The organism is Nonomuraea candida (genome assembly GCF_000725485.1).
In the GTDB taxonomy this organism is placed as follows: domain Bacteria; phylum Actinomycetota; class Actinomycetes; order Streptosporangiales; family Streptosporangiaceae; genus Nonomuraea; species Nonomuraea candida.
In genome coordinates, this window is record NZ_JOAG01000056.1 from 41,211 (window position 1) to 58,145 (window position 16,935).

At 73.7% G+C, this 16,935-nt stretch carries 18 protein-coding genes; 14 read left to right on the plus strand and 4 right to left on the minus strand.

The annotated features are described in order from the left end of the window. The first annotated feature begins 114 nt into the window (after nt 1-114). On the plus strand, nt 115-1,368 hold the full coding sequence (locus tag IO39_RS38375) for a serine hydrolase domain-containing protein (protein ID WP_084774203.1): 1,254 nt from the start codon (nt 115-117) through the stop codon (nt 1,366-1,368). Between the two features lie 86 nt (nt 1,369-1,454). Here the strand turns inward: IO39_RS38375 and IO39_RS38380 are convergent, their stop codons facing one another. Then, entirely contained in the window at nt 1,455-2,345 is an 891-nt protein-coding gene (locus IO39_RS38380; RefSeq protein ID WP_052423907.1) for a helix-turn-helix domain-containing protein, read from the minus strand. A gap of 154 nt (nt 2,346-2,499) precedes the next feature. Here IO39_RS38380 and IO39_RS38385 point away from each other — a divergent pair, with 154 nt between their 5' ends. From IO39_RS38385 to IO39_RS38440, 12 genes are all read left to right on the plus strand, one after another. Then, nucleotides 2,500-2,901: a GlcG/HbpS family heme-binding protein gene (locus tag IO39_RS38385; RefSeq protein WP_043634577.1), complete on the plus strand. Its 402-nt coding sequence runs from the start codon at nt 2,500-2,502 to the stop codon at nt 2,899-2,901. Nucleotides 2,902-3,040: 139 nt separating this feature from the next. Further along, the gene (locus tag IO39_RS38390) at nt 3,041-3,589 is read left to right on the plus strand and encodes an RNA polymerase sigma factor (protein ID WP_043634580.1); all 549 of its coding nucleotides are present in this window, start codon (nt 3,041-3,043) and stop codon (nt 3,587-3,589) included. Beyond that, entirely contained in the window at nt 3,586-4,686 is a 1,101-nt protein-coding gene (locus IO39_RS51400; protein WP_052423908.1) for a hypothetical protein, read from the plus strand. Before IO39_RS38390 ends, IO39_RS51400 begins: the two co-directional genes overlap by 4 nt. A 56-nt stretch (nt 4,687-4,742) precedes the next feature. After that, nucleotides 4,743-5,534 carry a helix-turn-helix domain-containing protein gene (locus tag IO39_RS38400; RefSeq protein WP_052423914.1) on the plus strand — a complete coding sequence of 264 codons (792 nt, stop codon included), beginning with the start codon at nt 4,743-4,745 and terminating at the stop codon, nt 5,532-5,534. A 132-nt stretch (nt 5,535-5,666) separates the two neighbouring features. Then, the gene (locus tag IO39_RS38405) at nt 5,667-6,062 is read left to right on the plus strand and encodes a VOC family protein (protein WP_043634586.1); all 396 of its coding nucleotides are present in this window, start codon (nt 5,667-5,669) and stop codon (nt 6,060-6,062) included. A gap of 180 nt (nt 6,063-6,242) precedes the next feature. Then, nucleotides 6,243-6,857, plus strand: coding sequence for a hypothetical protein (locus tag IO39_RS38410; RefSeq protein ID WP_043634589.1), 615 nt, complete (start codon nt 6,243-6,245; stop codon nt 6,855-6,857). A gap of 138 nt (nt 6,858-6,995) precedes the next feature. Beyond that, a complete protein-coding gene (gene phnD / locus IO39_RS38415) occupies nt 6,996-7,928 on the plus strand; it encodes a phosphate/phosphite/phosphonate ABC transporter substrate-binding protein (protein WP_084774207.1) in 933 nt (310 codons plus the stop codon). Between the two features lie 5 nt (nt 7,929-7,933). Next, nucleotides 7,934-8,746 carry a phosphonate ABC transporter ATP-binding protein gene (locus tag IO39_RS38420; RefSeq protein WP_043634595.1) on the plus strand — a complete coding sequence of 271 codons (813 nt, stop codon included), beginning with the start codon at nt 7,934-7,936 and terminating at the stop codon, nt 8,744-8,746. Next, complete coding sequence (phnE, locus tag IO39_RS38425; protein ID WP_084774209.1) at nt 8,746-9,636, plus strand: phosphonate ABC transporter, permease protein PhnE; 891 nt, start codon at nt 8,746-8,748, stop codon at nt 9,634-9,636. The genes IO39_RS38420 and phnE overlap by 1 nt, the downstream gene beginning before the upstream one ends. Nucleotides 9,637-9,660: 24 nt before the next feature. Then, nucleotides 9,661-10,449 (plus strand): tyrosine-protein phosphatase, encoded by a 789-nt coding sequence (locus IO39_RS38430; protein ID WP_043634598.1) that lies wholly within the window; start codon nt 9,661-9,663, stop codon nt 10,447-10,449. Beyond that, a complete protein-coding gene (locus IO39_RS38435) occupies nt 10,446-11,057 on the plus strand; it encodes a TetR/AcrR family transcriptional regulator (RefSeq protein ID WP_043634601.1) in 612 nt (203 codons plus the stop codon). Before IO39_RS38430 ends, IO39_RS38435 begins: the two co-directional genes overlap by 4 nt. 146 nt (nt 11,058-11,203) lie before the next feature. Next, a complete protein-coding gene (locus tag IO39_RS38440; RefSeq protein ID WP_043634604.1) occupies nt 11,204-11,905 on the plus strand; it encodes a TetR/AcrR family transcriptional regulator in 702 nt (233 codons plus the stop codon). 118 nt (nt 11,906-12,023) lie between these two features. Here the strand turns inward: IO39_RS38440 and IO39_RS38445 are convergent, their stop codons facing one another. From IO39_RS38445 to IO39_RS38455, 3 genes are read right to left on the minus strand one after another with little or no spacing between them, the layout of a single operon-like run. After that, nucleotides 12,024-14,225 carry a xanthine dehydrogenase family protein molybdopterin-binding subunit gene (locus IO39_RS38445; protein WP_043634607.1) on the minus strand — a complete coding sequence of 734 codons (2,202 nt, stop codon included), beginning with the start codon at nt 14,223-14,225 and terminating at the stop codon, nt 12,024-12,026. A gap of 58 nt (nt 14,226-14,283) precedes the next feature. After that, a complete protein-coding gene (locus tag IO39_RS38450; protein WP_052423909.1) occupies nt 14,284-15,267 on the minus strand; it encodes an FAD binding domain-containing protein in 984 nt (327 codons plus the stop codon). After that, nucleotides 15,264-15,836, minus strand: a complete 573-nt coding sequence (locus IO39_RS38455) for a (2Fe-2S)-binding protein (RefSeq protein WP_084774218.1) — start codon at nt 15,834-15,836, stop codon at nt 15,264-15,266. The genes IO39_RS38450 and IO39_RS38455 overlap by 4 nt, the downstream gene beginning before the upstream one ends. A gap of 444 nt (nt 15,837-16,280) precedes the next feature. Here IO39_RS38455 and IO39_RS58285 point away from each other — a divergent pair. Next, nucleotides 16,281-16,935 (plus strand): serine hydrolase (locus IO39_RS58285; RefSeq protein ID WP_084774211.1); only part of this gene is annotated, 655 nt, incomplete at its 3' end.

The window sequence follows — 16,935 nt, forward strand, 5'->3', positions numbered from 1 at the left end:
CTATGCCGACGGCGGCGCCGCGCGGGCGCCGTCTCGTACGAGCTGACTTCTGTCATGCGGGACCGGTGACACAGCGCACTGACCTCGGCCCGCCGGAAGGCTCATGCTGGCGCCATGACCATTCGTCGATTCAGCAGGTTCGCCTCGCGGCTGGGAGCCGCGACCCTGGCCGCCGCGCTGCTCGCGGCGGGCCCCGCGGCCGCCGCCGAGGACGGCGGCCTCGACCGGCAGCGGCTGCGCCAGACGCTGGACGCGGTGCACGAGGCCGGCATGTACGGCATCTACTCCAACGTCGCGGACGGCCGGCGGAGCTGGCAGGGCGCCGCGGGCGTCGCCGACGTCGAGACCCGCCGCCCGGTGCGGCCCCGGATGGTGCACCGGATCGGGAGCGTCACCAAGTCGTTCGTCGCCGTGGCCGTGTTACAGCAGGTCGGCAAGGGCACGATCGACCTCGACGCCCCCATCGGCCGCTACCTGCCCGCCCTGATCCCGGGTGAGCGCGGGCAGCGGATCACCGTGCGCATGCTGCTCAACCACACCAGCCACATCGGCAACCACACCGCCGTGATCTTCCCGACGGTCGAGAGCCTGGACGCCAACCGCTTCCGCGCCTTCCGGCCCGAGGAGCTGGCGCGGGCCGGGCTCGACGCGCCCGCGACCGGGGAGCCGGGGGTGACTCCCGGCGCGTACTCGAACACGAACTCCGTCATCGCCGGCCTGCTGCTGGAGAAGGTGACGGGCGTGAGCGCCGAGCGGTACATCACCGAGCACGTCTTCAGGAAGGCGGGGCTGCGGCACACGTCGTTCCCGCGCACGCCGTACGTCCCCGGGCCGAGCTCCAAGGCGTACGAGGCGTTGTACGGCTACTTCGACCCGCCCAGGGACTACAGCGTCTACAACATGTCCTGGGCCTGGACGGCGGGCGCGGTCACCTCGACGATGGAGGACCTCAACCGTTTCTTCCGGCTGCTGCTGCGCGGCGAGCTGCTCGACCCGGCGCTGCTCGCGGAGATGCGGCAGACCGTGCCCATCCGGGCGTTCTCCGGCGCCGTGATCGACTATGGTCTCGGGATCTTCCCCCTCGACCTGCCGTGCGGCCGGTTCTGGGGGCACGACGGGAGCATCCCCGGCATGCAGACCTTCGCCTTCTCCGACCCCGGCGGCGACCGCCGGTTCGCCTTCGGCCTCAACCTGCGCAACTACCAGCAGCTCGACGAGAACGGTCTCCCCGTCGCGCACCCCATCGACTACGCGATCGGCGACCACCTGGTGGCGGCGGCGTGCGGGCCGGACGCGGCGGGGGCGGCGGCCAGGACGGCCCGGCCGCTGACCGCGATCGGCGTGGACGGGGGCCCGGTCACACCGTGACCGGACCCCGGCGAGCCACGGGCCCGGTCACGCCCTGACACGGACGAGCCACGGGCCCGGCCACACCGTGACCGGGCACGGACGGGCTACGTGGCGCCGCCCGCGCCGGTGGCCGTCCGGGAGTCCGTCCGGTGCCCCTCCCCCGGGCCGGGCGTCCATGCCTGGAGGAACCGCAGCGCCTGCTCGGTGGGAGAGTCGGGCGGCGCGGTGTAGACGACCAGGGTCTGGTCGCGGTGGGCGTTGATCCGCAGGGCCTGCCAGTCGAGGTGGAGGGGGCCGGCGACGGGGTGGTTGAAGGTCTTGCGGCCCTGGTCGGTGGCCTTGACGGTGTGACCGCTCCACCAGCGGCGGAAGTCCTCGTCATGGATGGACAGCTCACCGACCAGGGCGGTCAGGCGCTTGTCCCTGGGGTGGGCGGCGGCCTCCATGCGCAGCCGGGAGACCGCGTCGGCGGCGACGGCGGCCCAGTCGGCGTACAGCTCGCGGAAGCCCGGTTCGCGGAACAGCAGCCGGATCAGGTTGCGGTGCGGGGCAGGACGGGAGGCGAGGTCCAGGAAGAGGGCGTCGGCCAAAGCGTTCCAGGCCAGGATGTCCATCCGGCGGCCCAGGACCAGGGCGGGGCTGGTGCGCAGGCCGTCCAGCAGGATCCGGGTGGGCGGGCTCACCTCGGCCGGGGCGCCGGCGGCCCGGGCGGTGCGGGCACCGGCCGGCGGGTTGGCCAGCGTCAGCAGGTAGGTCAGCTCGTCGGGGGTCAGGCGCAGGGCGCGGGCGATGCCGGACAGCACGGCCTCTGACACGCCGGCGGCGCGGCCCTGTTCGAGCCGGGTGTAGTGGTCGACGCCGACGTCGGCCAGCAGCGCCACCTCTTCGCGGCGCAGTCCCGGCACCCGGCGCAGCCGGTCGCCGGCGGGCAGCCCTACGTCCTGGGGCGAGAGCGCGGCGCGCCTGGCCCGGAGGAAATCTCCCAATTCGCGCATGGCCCTCAGTATCCCGATTCGGTGTCATCCGTGCCTGGGTGTGCCACTCCCAGGCACGGCCCGCCCGGGCGGAGGCGGTCCTGGCGAGGAGCGGCGCGGGCGGGCCAGGGTGGCTGCGTCTCGTTACCGACCCTCGGGAAAGGGGAATCTGACCATGACCGCTCTGACGCTGCAGGATGCCGTGCGCCGTACCGAGGCCGGGCTGGCCCGGGCCGCCGAACTGGGCGTGGCCATGAACATCGCGTTCGTGGACGCCGGCGGGCACCTGCTGCACTTCTCCCGGATGGACGACGCGTGGCTGGGGTCGATCGACATCGCGCTGAGGAAGGCCAGGACCTCGGTGCTGTTCCGGATGCCGTCGGCCGTGATCGGCGAGCTCTCCCAGCCGGGCGGCCCCTGCTACGGCATCGAGGCCACCAACGACGGCCTGGTGTCGTTCGGGGGCGGCCTGCCGATCACCGACGAGACCGGTCGTGTCATCGGCGCGGTCGGCGTCTCGGGCGGCGACGTCCAGCAGGACACCCTGGTCGCGCAGGCCTGCGCCACGGCGACCTGACCGGGCATCCACCGGCGAAATTTCCCATCTCCGCGCGAAATGATGGCCCGGCTCCCTACATAGGCACAGTTGTCCATGAAAAGCGCTATGAAGGAGCCGGCTATGGGAACGCTGGGAAGCCCTGACACGGGACCGGCCCGTGGGTGGTGAGCCGGCCCGGTTCGAGTCCGTGTACCAGGAGACGTACGGCCGGATCACCGCCTACGCGGCCCGCCGCTGCGACTCGCCGCAGGACGCCGCGGACGTCGTGGCGGAGACCTTCGCCATCGCCTGGAGGCGGATCGGCGAGGTGCCGGAGGGAGAGCGGGCCCTGCTGTGGCTGTACGGCGTGGCGCGCAAGGTGCTGGCCAACCACTACCGCGTCGAGGGCCGCCGCCAGGCCCTCAGCGTGGAGCTCGACGCCGAGCTGGCCGACCTCTACCAGGCCGCGCCCGACAGCGGGGTCGAGCTGGCGGCGATCGCGCAGATCTTCCGCGCCCTGCCGGACAACGACCGGGAGCTGTTGTCCCTGGTCGCCTGGGAGGGGCTGGACCGGGAGCAGATCGCGACCGTGCTCGGGCTGTCGCGCAACGCCGTACGCATCAGGCTGCATCGCGCGCGCCGGCGCTTCGCCCGCGCGCTCGCCGAGGCGGACGTGCACGTCACATCGGAGAGCCGGTTGGTCCCGGCGCAGGAGGGGCGGCTGTGAGGAACATCGACGACATCGACGGGATCACCCGTGCGCTGGCCCGGGTGGAGCCGGGCAGGCCGGGAGGGGACCCCTCCGGCGCGGGGGCGCGCGCGCTGCTGGCCGCGATCACCGGCGAGCGGCCCGCACAGCCGGAACGGCCCGAGCAGGCCGCGATCACCGGCGAGCGGCTCGCACAGCCGGAGCGATCCGAGCAGGCCACGATCACCGGCGAACGGCCCGAGCAACCGGAACGGTCCGGGCAGCCGGCCCCGTCCGACGCCCGCCGGCGCCCCCGGCGGCGCCCGGCCCGCCGGCCGGTCCGGCGGCTGGTCCTGGGGCTGGCGGGCGCGGGGCTGCTCGCCGCGGGCATCGCGGTCGGGCCGGGCCTGCTGGAGGAGGGCGGCACCCCCTCCTACGCGGTCACGAGGGAGCCCGGCGGCGTCGTGTACGTCCAGATCCGGGACTTCCGCGACAAGGAGGGCCTGGCCCGGCGGCTGGCGGAGCTCAACGTGCCGGCCATCGTCGACTACGCGCCGCCCGGCAAGTGGTGCAGGGAGCCGCGCGGAACCCTGGTCGAGGACATTCCGCGCGGCCTGTACTCCCCGCCGGAGAACATCCCCGGGGAGCGGCCCGGCCCGGGATGGCAGATGCGGATCGACACCCGGCTCTTCCGGCCCGGCCAGACCTTCGTCTGGACGATCAGCGAGCGCGCGACCACCACGTACCTCATGAGCGGTCCCGTCGCCCCGTGCGTGCTCGTGCCGGACACCACCCACGACCTGAAGGTGGTCGAGTCCGACTACCGGATCGCGACCAGGAAGGGCGGCTCGCTGGCCGGCTTCCGGGTGGACGAGAAGACCGTCGGGGAGGTCCTGCCGGAGATCGAGCGTCGGGGGCTGAAGGTCGAGTACCTGATCATGCAGGTGGCGCCGGACAACCCCGGCGGCTACGGCGAGCTGCGCACGCAGACAGAGCCCGTCGGCGACGACTGGATCGTCTGGGAGGCCGAAGAGCCCGCCCGCGGCCCGGGACGCATCCGCCTGCTCGTCACGGACAAGCGCTTCGACCGCAACCCGGTCTACGGCGGTCCACGCGACGCCGTCATCCAGGAGTAGCCTGCGGGCCGCGACTCGCGTCGCCGGGGCCGCCCTAGGGTGAAGGGGTGACCACCATGCCTGCTCATCAGAGGTCCGCGGCTCTGGCGCCGTCCGTGGCGACGCTGAGCCCTTACGAGCTCGGCCCGGGCCCGGCCGGCGTTCATCGCGGGCTGCCGTCGGCCACGGTGTCGATCACGATCCCGGAGGCGGACTCGCTGGAGATCGCCTGGCTCGGGCGGCCCGGCCCGCGGGGGCGGTTCCGGGCCGTCGTCGCCGGGCTTCACCTGGACGCGGCCGAGCTGAGGCAGGAGGGCGGCACGCGCGGCGTGTGGTTGACGCTCAGCCCGCTGGGCGCCGGCACGCTGCTGGGCGTCCCGGCGTCGGCGCTGGCCGGGCACGTCGCCGAGCTGGCCGACGTGGCCCCGGCGATGGCGCACCTGCCGGAGCAGCTGGCGGCCTGCCGGTCCTGGCCGAGACGCCGCGCCCTCGTCGAGGACGCCCTGATCGCCGGACGGGCCCGGCACCGGGAGAACTCTCGCGGCCGAGAGCTGCGGGCCGCGCTGGCGGCACTGTCCGGGACCTCGCGGGTGCAGGAGGCGGCCCGGCTTCTGGGATGCTCCCGGCGTCACCTGAGCGGCGCCGTCCGGGCGGAGCTGGGGGTGACGCCGAAGGAGTACCAGCGGCTCCTCCGGTTCGAGGCCGCACGTGGCAGGCTCGTGGCCGCCGCCCGTGCCGGGACGGTCAGCCTGGCGGCGGTGGCCACGGCTGCGGGATTCGCCGATCAGGCGCACTTCACCCGGGAGTGGCGGGCCATGGCCGGGTGCACGCGGGCCGCGTGGCTACGGGCCGAAGGCCTGGTCGCGTAGGGTCCTCCACCCCGCGAACCGAGCGCCACGGGGTGCGGTCCGGATGATGGCGGACACAGAGGGCGTGCCCAGATCTCCGGGCGTGCCCAAATCTTCAAGACCCCTGCCCCCGTGCGGCCCGACGATGGGTTCATGACGCCTGACACTCATGTTCATCCCCGTCTCATCGTGCCCGACCCGGACCGCGCGTCGGCGTTCTACCAGGTCGTCCTGGGCGCTGAGCAGGTGTTCCGCGCGCCTCCGGACGAGGACGGCCGGCCCAGCGTCATTGATCACCGCCTCGGCCCGTCGTCCTTCCGCCTCTCGCCGGCCGTCTCGCCGTGGGGGTGGCTGTCACCCGATGATCTCGGCGGATCCGCGGTCCTGCTCGAGGTCGAGGTCGGCGATCCGGACGCGGTCGGCGAGCGCATGGTCGCCCACGGCGGCGAGGTGGTCGTGCCGATCGAGAACCGGCCGTACGGCAAGCGCTCGGGCCGCATCCGTGACCCGTTCAGCCACCTGTGGATCATCACCGGGGCGCTGCGCTGAGCCGGCGGCCAGGCATGTTTCGCAGTGCGTGCGGCCGGCGTGACCCTCGGAGGGGCGCCGTCCGGAACGTGGCACGTCCCGACTTCTTTCGAGGTGCTTACACCGCCCGGCAGGGGCTCACCTTTCCCGCGGTTGACGCGCATGCTACAGGCGTCATCACCGAGAGAAGGGACGTCCGCGATGCGTCTGTATCGGCCGGCCGCGCTGGCGGGATTCGCCTGCGCGGCGCTGCTCGTGATCAACGCCGCCCGCCGGGGCGGCTTACTGCCGGAGACGGCTCTCACGCACGCCATCGCGCCGTTCGGGGCGCTGACGGGGCTGCTCGCGCTCACCGGCCTCTACCTGCTCATCCGCGGCACGGCGGGCACCCTCGGCCTGGTCGGCTTCCTGCTGAACGCGGCGGGGCTGGCCGGGGCGTTCGCGGTCGAGTACACCCTGCACTTCGTCTTCCCCTACCTCGGGGGCGACACCGTCGGCGGGCTGCTGGCCGGGGGCACCGGGCGGGCGTTCCTGGTCACGTCGGTCGTGCTGCTGGCAGGGGTGCTGACGTTCGGCACGGCGGCGGCGCGCGCCGGCGCGCTGCCCGTGCCGGGCGTGCTCCTGTACGCGGCCGGCATGATCCCCGGGTCGCTGCGGAACCTGGTCCCGCTGCCGGTCTACCTGGCGGGGCTCGTCGTCGCGGCGGCGGGGGTCGCCTGGATGTCCACCCGCCTCTGGAACGCCGCCGAGACCCCGGCCCCTGCCGGCGCCGGCGGTGTCGTACGGCGCCGGAGCGCGCCCGCTGACCAGCGCTGACAGCCGTCCGGGCCGGGCGGGTGCGTTCACCGAGACTTCCGTTCTCGGTACACCGGTCTCGTAATTCCCGTTCACCGCGGCTCGCTTGCCTGAGGGGGCAGTCATTTTGCGAGGTTTCTCCAGAAAGGTCGTGCCCCCATGCCCCCGCGTCTCCGCGTCTTCCGTGGTGCTCGCGCAGCCGGAGCCGTGGCCCTGGCCGCCGTGTCCGCCCTGGTCCTGACCGCCTGTTCCGGCGGCGCCGCCGCCTCCGGCGGCGGCGCGGACGACGTCATCCGGTTCGCCACCCTGCCGCTGACCGACGACCCGAGTGCGGCCACCACCCCTGTCGAGGGCATCGCCCGTCTCCTGGAACAGCGGACGGGCATGAAGGTGGAGATCACGGACGTGCCCGACTACACCGCGGTCATCGAATCGGTGCGCAACGGGCACACCGACATCGGCATCATGAGCGGCTTCCCCTCGGCCCTGGCGGTGAACACGGGCGAGGTGGACGCGCTGGTGGCCTGGCCCGGCCCCAAGGACGAGCCGGTCTCCATGTGCTTCACGCTCAAGGACAGCCCGATCAAGAGCCTGAAGGACATCAAGCCGGAGACGGTCGTCGCGTTCGCCGACCCGGCGTCGTCGTCCGGCTACTTCATGCCGACCCACCTGCTGCACCAGGCCGGGCTGGAGCCGAAGAAGGGCTACCGGCCGATGTTCTCCGGCAGCCACGAGATGAGCTACGTGGCGATCGAGAAGGGGCAGGTGGACGTCGCCTGCACCTCGACATCGATGCCGGGGACGAAGATGTTCCCGTTCAAGGAGGGCGAGTACCAGGTCCTCGGCGAGTCGGCGTCGATGCCCGTCGCCCTGTCGGTGCTCGGCAACCAGTCGATGGCCGCGAAGAAGCGGGCGGCGCTGCTCAAGGCGATCCCGCAGGTGTTCACCCCGGCCAACGCCAAGGAGCTGGGGCCGTACGCGCAGGCGTTCCCCGTGGGCGTGGAGCCGATCATCGAGCCGAAGAAGGACGTCTTCCAGCCGTTCGTCGACATCGCCGCCGTGGCCGACGTCGACATCTCGGACCTGAAGTGAGCGCGATGACGACGGACGCCGCGCCGCTTCCGGCTCCCGCCGTCCCCGCCGGGGCCCGCCCGCCGCTGGTCACCGTACGGGACCTGAAGGTCGCCTACGACGGCGGTCCCCTGGTCCTGGACGGCGTGCACCTGGACCTGCACCCCGGCGAGACCGTGGCGCTGCTGGGCTCCTCCGGGTCCGGCAAGTCCACGCTCATGAGGACCCTGACGGGGTTCGCGCCCGTCACCTCCGGATCGGTGCGCGTCGCCGGGCACGACGTGCCCGGTCTGGGGCGCGCCGGGCTGAGACGCCTGCGCGCGGACGTGGGGCAGGTGTTCCAGCAGTTCAACCTCGTGGGCCGCCTCTCCGTGCTGACCAACGTCCTGACGGGCGCGCTGCACGAGGCCGGGCCGGTCAACCTGGCCGGCGGGTTCTCCGCCGCGCACCGCCGCCGGGCGATGGAGCTGCTGGACCGGGTCGGCATCGCGCACAAGGCCAAGGAGCAGGCCCGTTCCCTGAGCGGCGGGCAGCAGCAGCGGGTGGCCATCGCCCGGGCCCTCATGCAGGGCCCGAAGGTGATCCTGGCCGACGAGCCCGTCGCCTCGCTCGACCCGAAGCTGTCGCACACGGTGCTGGACCTGCTGCGCGGCATCGCCCGCGAGGACGGCATCCCCGTCCTGGTCAGCCTGCACGTGCTGCCCCTGGCGCTGCGGCACTCCGACCGCGTGGTCGGCCTGCGGCACGGCGAGGTGCTGGTGTCCGCGCCGACCGCGCGGTTGTCGGCCGAGCAGCTCGCCCCGCTGTACGACCACGACGACGAGGAGGGCGAGGACTGATGGCGATCCAGAGCCCGCAGGCCCCGCAGACCCCGGATGCCTTGAAGGCCGGGAAGGTCCCGGCCGGGGCTCGTGACCGGGCGCGCAAGCCCGTCCTCGACCCTCGCGAGCGCGCCCGCCTCGAACAGGCGTTCCGGGTGCCGCGGGCGCGCACCGCGGCCGGCGCGCTGCTGGCCGTCGTCCTCGTCGCCTGGTCGATGGCGGGCGCGGAGTTCAACTTCGTCAAGCTGGGCGAGGGCGCCGCCAACATGGGCGAGTTCCTCGCGCGCCTGTTCCCGCCCACCTGGGAGAAGCTGCCGACCATCCTGGAGCTGCTGGTCGAGACGTTGCAGATGGCGATCGTCGGCACGGTCCTGGGCGCCCTGCTGTCCCTGGTGTGCGCGTTCGGCGCGGCCTCCAACATCGCGCCGCGCTGGCTCTACTATCCGGCGCGCTGGATCATGAACGTCATCCGTTCCCTGCCCGACCTGGTGTTCGCCCTCATGTTCGTCTCCGCGGTGGGTCTGGGCCCGTTCGCCGGCATCCTGGCCATGACGGTCGGCGCGGTCGGCTCGATGGGCAAGATCTTCGCCGAGGCGATGGAGTCGGTGGACCGCGGGCCGGTCGTCGCGATGCAGGCCGTGGGCGCCTCCAAGCGCCAGGTCGTCCAGTACGGCGTGCTGCCGCAGGCCGCGCCGCTGCTGACCAGCTACACCCTGCTCATGTTCGAGTCGAACGTGCGCGGCGCCACCATCCTCGGCATGGTCGGCGCGGGCGGCATCGGCCTGGAGCTGACGACGGCCATGCGCATGTACGACTACGGGCATCTGAGCGCGATGGTCATCTGCATCGTCGTCCTGGTCACGATCATCGACCAGGTCTCCGCGGTCGTCCGCCGCAAGATCTCCTGACGGCTCACTCGAAAAGGAACCCCCATGTCCACCCCCTCCTTCACCCTGTCCCCGCCGGCCAACCTGCGTGACCTCGGCGGCATCCCCGTCGCGGGCGGCGTCGTCCGTACCGGCCTGGTGCTGCGCTCCGACGACGTGTGCGTCGTGGACGAGGGCTCCGCCCGGGCGCTGGTCGAGGACGGGCTGCGCCTGGTCGTCGACCTGCGCTCCGCCGAGGAGCTGGCCCGCACCGGCCGCGGCCCCCTGCGGCACCACGCCGGCGTGCGTCACCTGCACCTGCCGCTCATGGCGGAGATCACCGGCGGCACCTCCGCGCTCATGCGCAGCATGATCGACGCCGACGACCCGGTGGCCGAGTTCGGCCGCTGGTACGCGCGGGTGACCCGCTCCAGCGCCCGGCTGATCGTCGAGGGCCTGACGGCGATCGCCGGGACCGACGGCGCCGCCCTGTTCCACTGCGCCGCGGGCAAGGACCGCACCGGCAAGTTCGCCGCCGCGCTGCTGGCCGTGCTGGGCGCCGGCGAGGACGCGATCGTCGCCGACTACGTGCGTACCGGCGAGGTCCACGACGCCCTGATGGCCCGCCTGGCCGGCATCATGCAGCCCTTCCTCGGCGACCTGGAGGCGTACCGCGCCGCGATGCCGCCCGCGCTCAACGGCGCCGAGGCCGGGACGATGCGGACCATGCTCGCCGAGCTGGGCGGGACGGGCGGGCTGGCCGGGCTGCTGCGCGCGGCGGGGCTGACGCCGGAGACGGAGGCCCGCCTGCGCGCCCGGCTGGTCGAGCCCGGCGGCCCGGCGGAGGCGGTGTGAGCAGGGCCGCGGCGGCCCGCCCGGCTCCGGCCGGGCGGCGGCCGGGGCGGCCCCGGCGCCCCGACATCGAGGAGCGCGTGCTCGCGGCGGTGCGGGAGCTGGTGGACGGCGGCGAGCCCGTCACCGTGAACGCCGTCGTGGCGCACTCCGGGGCCAGCCGCGCGGCCGTCTACCGCAGGTGGGAGTCGCTCACCCATCTGGTCGCCGCGGCCCTGGACCACGGCCGCGCCCCGGTCCCGATCGACCCGGATCTCCCCACCCGCGAGGCCGTGCTGGGCGCCTACCTCGACGCGCTGCAGGCGCCCGACCGCCACCTGGAGGACCGGGTACGGCTGCGCCTGCGCCTCGGCCTGGCCGACCGCGCGCTGCAGCGCGTCATCTGGCGGTCGCACGTGGCCCGGCGCCGCGTGCCGCTGGCCGAGGCCCTGCGCCGTGGCATCGCCCGCGGCGAGGTGCGGCCGGACGTGGACGTCGAGGCCGCCATCGACACCATGAACGGCCTCTTCTACTACCAGATCGTGGTGCGCGGCGCCCCCTCCGACGACCCCGGCACGCGGGTGCGGTGCGCGGCGGCCCTCGACCTGATCTGGCGCGGCATCGCGGCCTGACCGCGTGATCCGGCGGGTCACCGCGTCCTGGCCGTCTGATCCGGCGGGTCGCCGCGTCCTGGCCGTCTGATCCGGCGGGGCATCGCGGCTTGACGTGGCGGAACGGTGGGGAACTGTCGCTACCAGGTTCCCGTTATCATCGGTTCATGAGTGATCGGGAAGAGGTCCGGCGGCGCATCATCGACGCCACGACCGAGCTGCTCCGGGACAAGGGCCGCGAAGGGGTGACGACGCGCACCGTCAGCGCCGCGGCCGGCGTGCAGGCCCCCACGCTCTACCGCCTGTTCACCGACATGAACGGGCTGCTCGAAGCGGTCGCGGCCGACGGGTTCGCGCGTTACCTCGCGCGGAAGCACGACCAGCCGCTCTCCGACGACCCGGTGGAGGACCTGCGCCGGGGCTGGGACGCCCACATCGGCTTCGGCCTGGAGAACCCCGCCCACTACCTGCTCATGTACGGCCGGCCCACCCCCGGGTCCCGCAGCCGCGCCGCCGAGCCGGCGATGGCGCGGCTGCGCTTCCTGGTCGAGCGCATCGCCGTCGCGGGCCGGCTCTCCGTCGGGGTCGAGTGCGCCGTCAGCATGGTGCACTCCGCGGGCGCCGGCCTCACGCTCCACCTCATCGGCACCCCGCCCGAGGAGCGCGACCCGGCCCTGCCCGGCCGTCTGCGCGAGGCCATGATCGCCTCGATCACCACGGCGGCCCCGGCGCCCGCCCCGGACCCGGCCCGGCGTGCGGTGGCGCTGAAGGCCGTGCTCGGCGAGGTGGCCGGCCTCTACAGCCCGGGAGAGCGGGCCCTGCTGGAGGAGCTGCTCGACCGCGCCGCGAACCACCCCCCGGCCCCCTGACCCGGACGCTGCCGCAGGCCGACCGCGAACCGCCCCCTGGCCGCTGACCCGGACGCTGCCTCGGACCGTGCCGCGAACCGCTCCCCCGCCCGCTGGCCCGGACGCTGCCGCGCACCGGTCAGAGCAGCTTGTCCTGGGTGAAGGGGACCTCCCGGAGGCGGCGGCCGGTGGCGTGGAAGATGGCGTTGCCGATGGCCGCGGGCACGCCGGTTCCCGGGGTCTCGCCGAAGCCGCGGGCGCCGAGTGCCTGACTGTCGGAGATCGGCCGGTCCACGAACAACGCCTCCACCGACGGCGTGTCGGCGCAGACCGGGACCAGATAGGTGGACAGGTTGGGGTTGACCACCCGCGCCGTGCCCGGGTCGACCATCGTGTGCTCCATCAGCGCGAAGCCGATGCCCCAGGTCACGCCGCCGATGACCTGCCCGCGCGCGGTGCGGCGGTTGAGCACCCGGCCCAGGTCGTGCGCGGTCACCACGCGGGTCACGCGCAGCCTGCCCAGTCTCGGCTGGATCCGCACCTCCAGGAACACCGCGCCGAACGTGTGCCCGGCCGTGTTGGGCCTGCGCCCGGTGACCTCGACCGGGCTGCCGTGGCGGGCCACGACGTCGCGGTAGGTGTCGGTACGGTCGCGGTCGCCGCGGGCGAACAGGCGGCCGCCCTCGGCGACGACCTCCCCGGCGGGCACGCCGTGCAGCGGGGAGCGCGGGTCGGCGACGGCGAGCGCGATCACGGCGGCTCTCGCGTTCTTCGCCGCCTCGGACACCGGCCCCACCACGCTGGGCACCGTGGACGATCCCGCCGAGATGGACGCGGCGGGATAGGCGGTGTCGCCGAGCAGCGTCGTGACGTGGCCGATCGGCAGGCCGAGCTCGTCGGCCGCGACCTGGCCGAGCACGGTGTAGGTGCCGGTGCCGATCTCCTGGGTGGCGGTCCGCAGGGTCGCCCGCCCGTCGAGCCCGATCGTGAGGCGGGCCTCGGACGGGATGTGGCCGTAGGTGTGGGTCTCGGTGGCCATGCCCCAGCCGACGTACTCGTCGCCGTCCCTGGTCCTGCCCGGCCTGGGGTCGCGGCGGGCCCAGCCGAACGCCTCGGCCGCGGCCCGGTAGCACTCCAGCAGGTGCTTGCCGCCGTAGGGCCGCTCGGTCCGCCCGTTGGCCTCGGTCGCCTGGACGACCTCCGTGTGGTTGCGGATGCGCAGCTCCACCGGGTCGATGCCGAGCTCGTGGCTCAGCTCGTCCAGGGCGGTCTCGAGGCCGAAGTGCGAGGTCGTCTCGGGTGAGCGCATGTAGCTCGACGTCGGCAGGTCCAGCCGCACGCCGAGCTGCCGCACGTGGACGTTCGGGCAGGAGTACAGGTGCAGCGTGGAGTCGCTGCTGTTGTAGATGCGGCCGTCCAGGCGGGTCACCTGCGCGGTGGAGGTGGCGTCGATGGCGGTCAGGCGGCCCTGGCGGGTGGCGCCGAGCCGGAGGTGGTGGCGGTACTCGGCGCGGTGGCCGTTGGAGGTGTACATCTGGGCGCGCGACAGCACCAGCTTCACCGGCCGGCCGGCCAGGCGCGCCGCCGCCGCGGTGAGCAGCGTGTGCGGATAGGTGGGGCCCTTGGCGCCGAAGCCGCCGCCCAGGTAGGGCGAGACGACTCTGACGTTCGCGGGAGGTCTGTCGGTGCCGGCGAACGCCTGTGTCACCATGCCGCGGGTGAAGACCACGCCCTGGGCGCTCTCGTACAGGGTGAGTGTGCCGTCCTCCTCCCAGACGGCGGTGGTGGTGTGCGGCTCGATGGGGTTGTGGTGCTGCATCGGGCTGGCGTACGTCCGGTCGATGCGCACCTCGGCCTGCTCCAGCGCGGCGGCGGCGTCGCCGCGGCCGTCCTCGTTGTTCCTGTCGCGGAACTTCTCCGGCAGGAACGCCTGGTCGAGCACGTCGGCCATGCGCGCGACCGGGTCCTCCGCGCGGTAGCGCACCCGCACCAGGTTCGCGGCCTCCTGCGCCTGCTCCAGCGTCTGGGCCACCACATAGGCCACGGGCTGCCCGCTGTGGTGGACCCGCGCGTCCTGCATGGGGATGAACGGCCTGTTGTACGGAAAGTCCGGCACCCTCAGCCGCGGCATGTCCCGATGCGTGTAGACCGCGACCACGCCGGGATGCGCCAGCGCCGCCCTGGCATCGATCTCCAGGACCTCGCCGCGGGCGATCGTGCTCATCACCAGGAACCCGTGCAGCGCGCCGGGCACCTCCTGGTCGGCGGCGTAGCGGGCCGCGCCGGTGACCTTCGCCCGCCCGTCCACCCGCGCCACGTCCTGCCCCACCAGCCCGCTCATCGCCGCCCTCCCGGCCCGCTCGTCGAAATCCTGCGCTCACCGAATCCGTGCGGTCCGCTCATCGGAGCCCTCCGAGATCGTCGAGGATGCTCGCCAGCGCCCGCTGGACGAGCTCGACCTTGAAGCGGTTGCCCTCGCGCGGCGCGGCGTCGCGTACCAGGAGCCGGCCCGCCTCGGCGATCGCCTGCCGGGTCAGCGGCCGCCCCCGCAGCGCCGCCTCGACTCCGGCGTCCCGCCACGGGCGGGTGCCCACGCCCCCGAACGCCAGCCGCACGTCCCGCACCACGCGGCCTCTCATCCGCAGCGCGGCCGCCACCGACACCACCGCGAACTCGAACGTGGCCCGGTCGCGCAGCTTCAGGTAGCGCGACCGCCCGGCCAGGGTCGTGCGCGGCACGTCCACCCAGGTGATCAGCTCGCCCGGGCGCATCGCGGTCTCCCGCTCCGGGGTGGCCCCGGGCAGGAGGTAGAACTCGGCGATGGGTACGGCGCGCGCGCCCTCGGGGCCGAGCAGGTGCACGGTCGCGTCGAGGGCGGTCAGCGCCACCGCCAGGTCCGAGGGGTGGGTGGCGATGCACCGGTCGCCGCCGCCGAGGATCGCGTGTCCCCGGTTGTGCCCGGCGATCGCCGGGCAGCCGCTGCCCGGGGTCCGCTTGTCGCACGGCGAGCCCGCGTCGCGGAAGTATCCGCACCTGGTGCGCTGGAGCAGGTTGCCGCCGATCGAGGCCATGTTGCGGATCTGCGGTGAGGCCGAGGCCAGCAGCGCCTCCGACAGCACCGGGAACTCCCGCCGCACCGTGGCGTGCTCGGCGACCTGCCGCATCCGGGCCGACGCGCCGAGGCGCAGCCGGCCGGGGCCGGCGGCGATCCCGCCGAGGTCGAGGTGGTTGACGTCGATGAGGTGGTCGTGGGCCTGGGCGCCGTCCCGCATCAGGTTCAGCAGCTCGGTGCCGCCCGCCACGAAGGCCGACCCGGGGGTGCTCGCGGCGATCCGCACCGCCTCCGCGGGGCTGTCCGCGATCGTGTAACCGAAGGACCTCACCGCCGCACCTCCTTCGCGGCGTCGGCGACGGCGGCGACGATGTTCTGGTACGCCGCGCACCGGCACAGGTTGCCGCTCATCCACTCGCGGATCTCCGCCTCCGAGCCCGCGTGCCCCTCGTCGATGCAGGCCACGGCGGACATGATCTGGCCGGGGGTGCACGCCCCGCACTGGAACGCGTCGTGCCGGATAAACGCCTCCTGCACCGGGTGCAGCTCCTCGCCGCGCGCCAGCCCCTCCACGGTGGTGATCTCGGCGCCCTGCCGCATCACCGCCAGCGTCAGGCACGACTTGACCCGCTCGCCGTCGGCCAGCACCGTGCACGCCCCGCACTCGCCCCGGTCGCAGCCCTTCTTGGTGCCGGTCAGGCCGAGCCGCTCGCGCAGCGTGTCCAGCAACGTCACCCTCGGCTCCAGAACGATCCTGTGCAACTGCCCGTTGACCTTGAGCGCGACTTCCGCCGACGCCCCGGGGGCGACGGCGTACGCCTGGGCGGCGGCAGCGGAGGCAGGGGCGGGAGCGGCGGTCCTGGCTGCCGCGGCCGTGCCCGCGGCGCCCGCCGCGGTCATCGCGACGGCCTTGAGCACCGCACGGCGGGTGTGCGCGGGTGCGCCGGCCGAGGCCTCGGGTCGCCGCCGTTCGGCGCCCGCCTCCTCCTGGTCGCGCCGTGCTTCGGGAGCCTCCGTCCGCTGCGGCGGTGTCGGGTCCGGTCCCGGGGTGAACCGGCTGTGGTTGATCATCGCGCTCCGTTCTCCTTACGAACCGGCGTGGCCCTATCATCGCTATCAGTATTCCGTTAGAGACGCTAACCGTCAACCGTCGCTAACAAGAATTCGTTAGCGATGAGCCGACATCGACCGTCGGCACGTCAGCGGCCGTGTCAGGACGATGACGGCGCGATATCAGGGCGACCGGAGACCGTAGAGGCCATGAAGGGAGCGGCGATCACGGCCCCGAGGCCGGGAAGCAGCCCCCGACTTTTCGTGAATGAAGGACTGAAGGAGCACACAGCCATGGCCATCACCCTCTCCGACCAGGACCGGCTCACCCTGCGCGTCGCCGCGTGGGGCGCGGTGTCACTGATGTCCGCCACCGGTTCCGCGCACAAGGCCGCCACCGAGGGCTCCATCGCCCTGATGTCGGCGACCGGCCTGGTCGGTCATGTGCTGGCCAAGGCGCCCAAGGGCGTGAAGTACGGCAGGACCGTGGCCGAGCTGGCCGACCAGGTGCTGCCCGCGCTGACGGACTCCGTGTGCCTGCTCCAGGAGCGGGACCCGGCCGAGGCCGCGAACTTCCGCCGCACCGTCCTGGTCGCCGTCGAGGCGTCCGCCAGGGGCGGGGCCGGCCCCGTCACGGCGGAGATGGCCCGCAAGATCACCGCGGCCCTTGACGCCACCACCGGGGGCGGCGCTCCGGCCGGGCGGGGCCGCCCCGAGCTGGAGAAGATCATGCAGGAGATGGTCGAGGCCGGTTTCGTCGGGGTGTCGCTGCGGGTGAACGACGAGCGCGGCGAGTGGGTGGCCAGCGCCGGGGTGCGCGAGCTGGGCGACACCGGCAAGCCGCCCACGAACGGGCACGTGCGGATCGGCAGCAACACCAAGACCTTCACCGCCACCGTCGTGCTCCAGCTCGTGGCCGAGGGCCGCGTCGCGCTGGACGCCCCGGTGG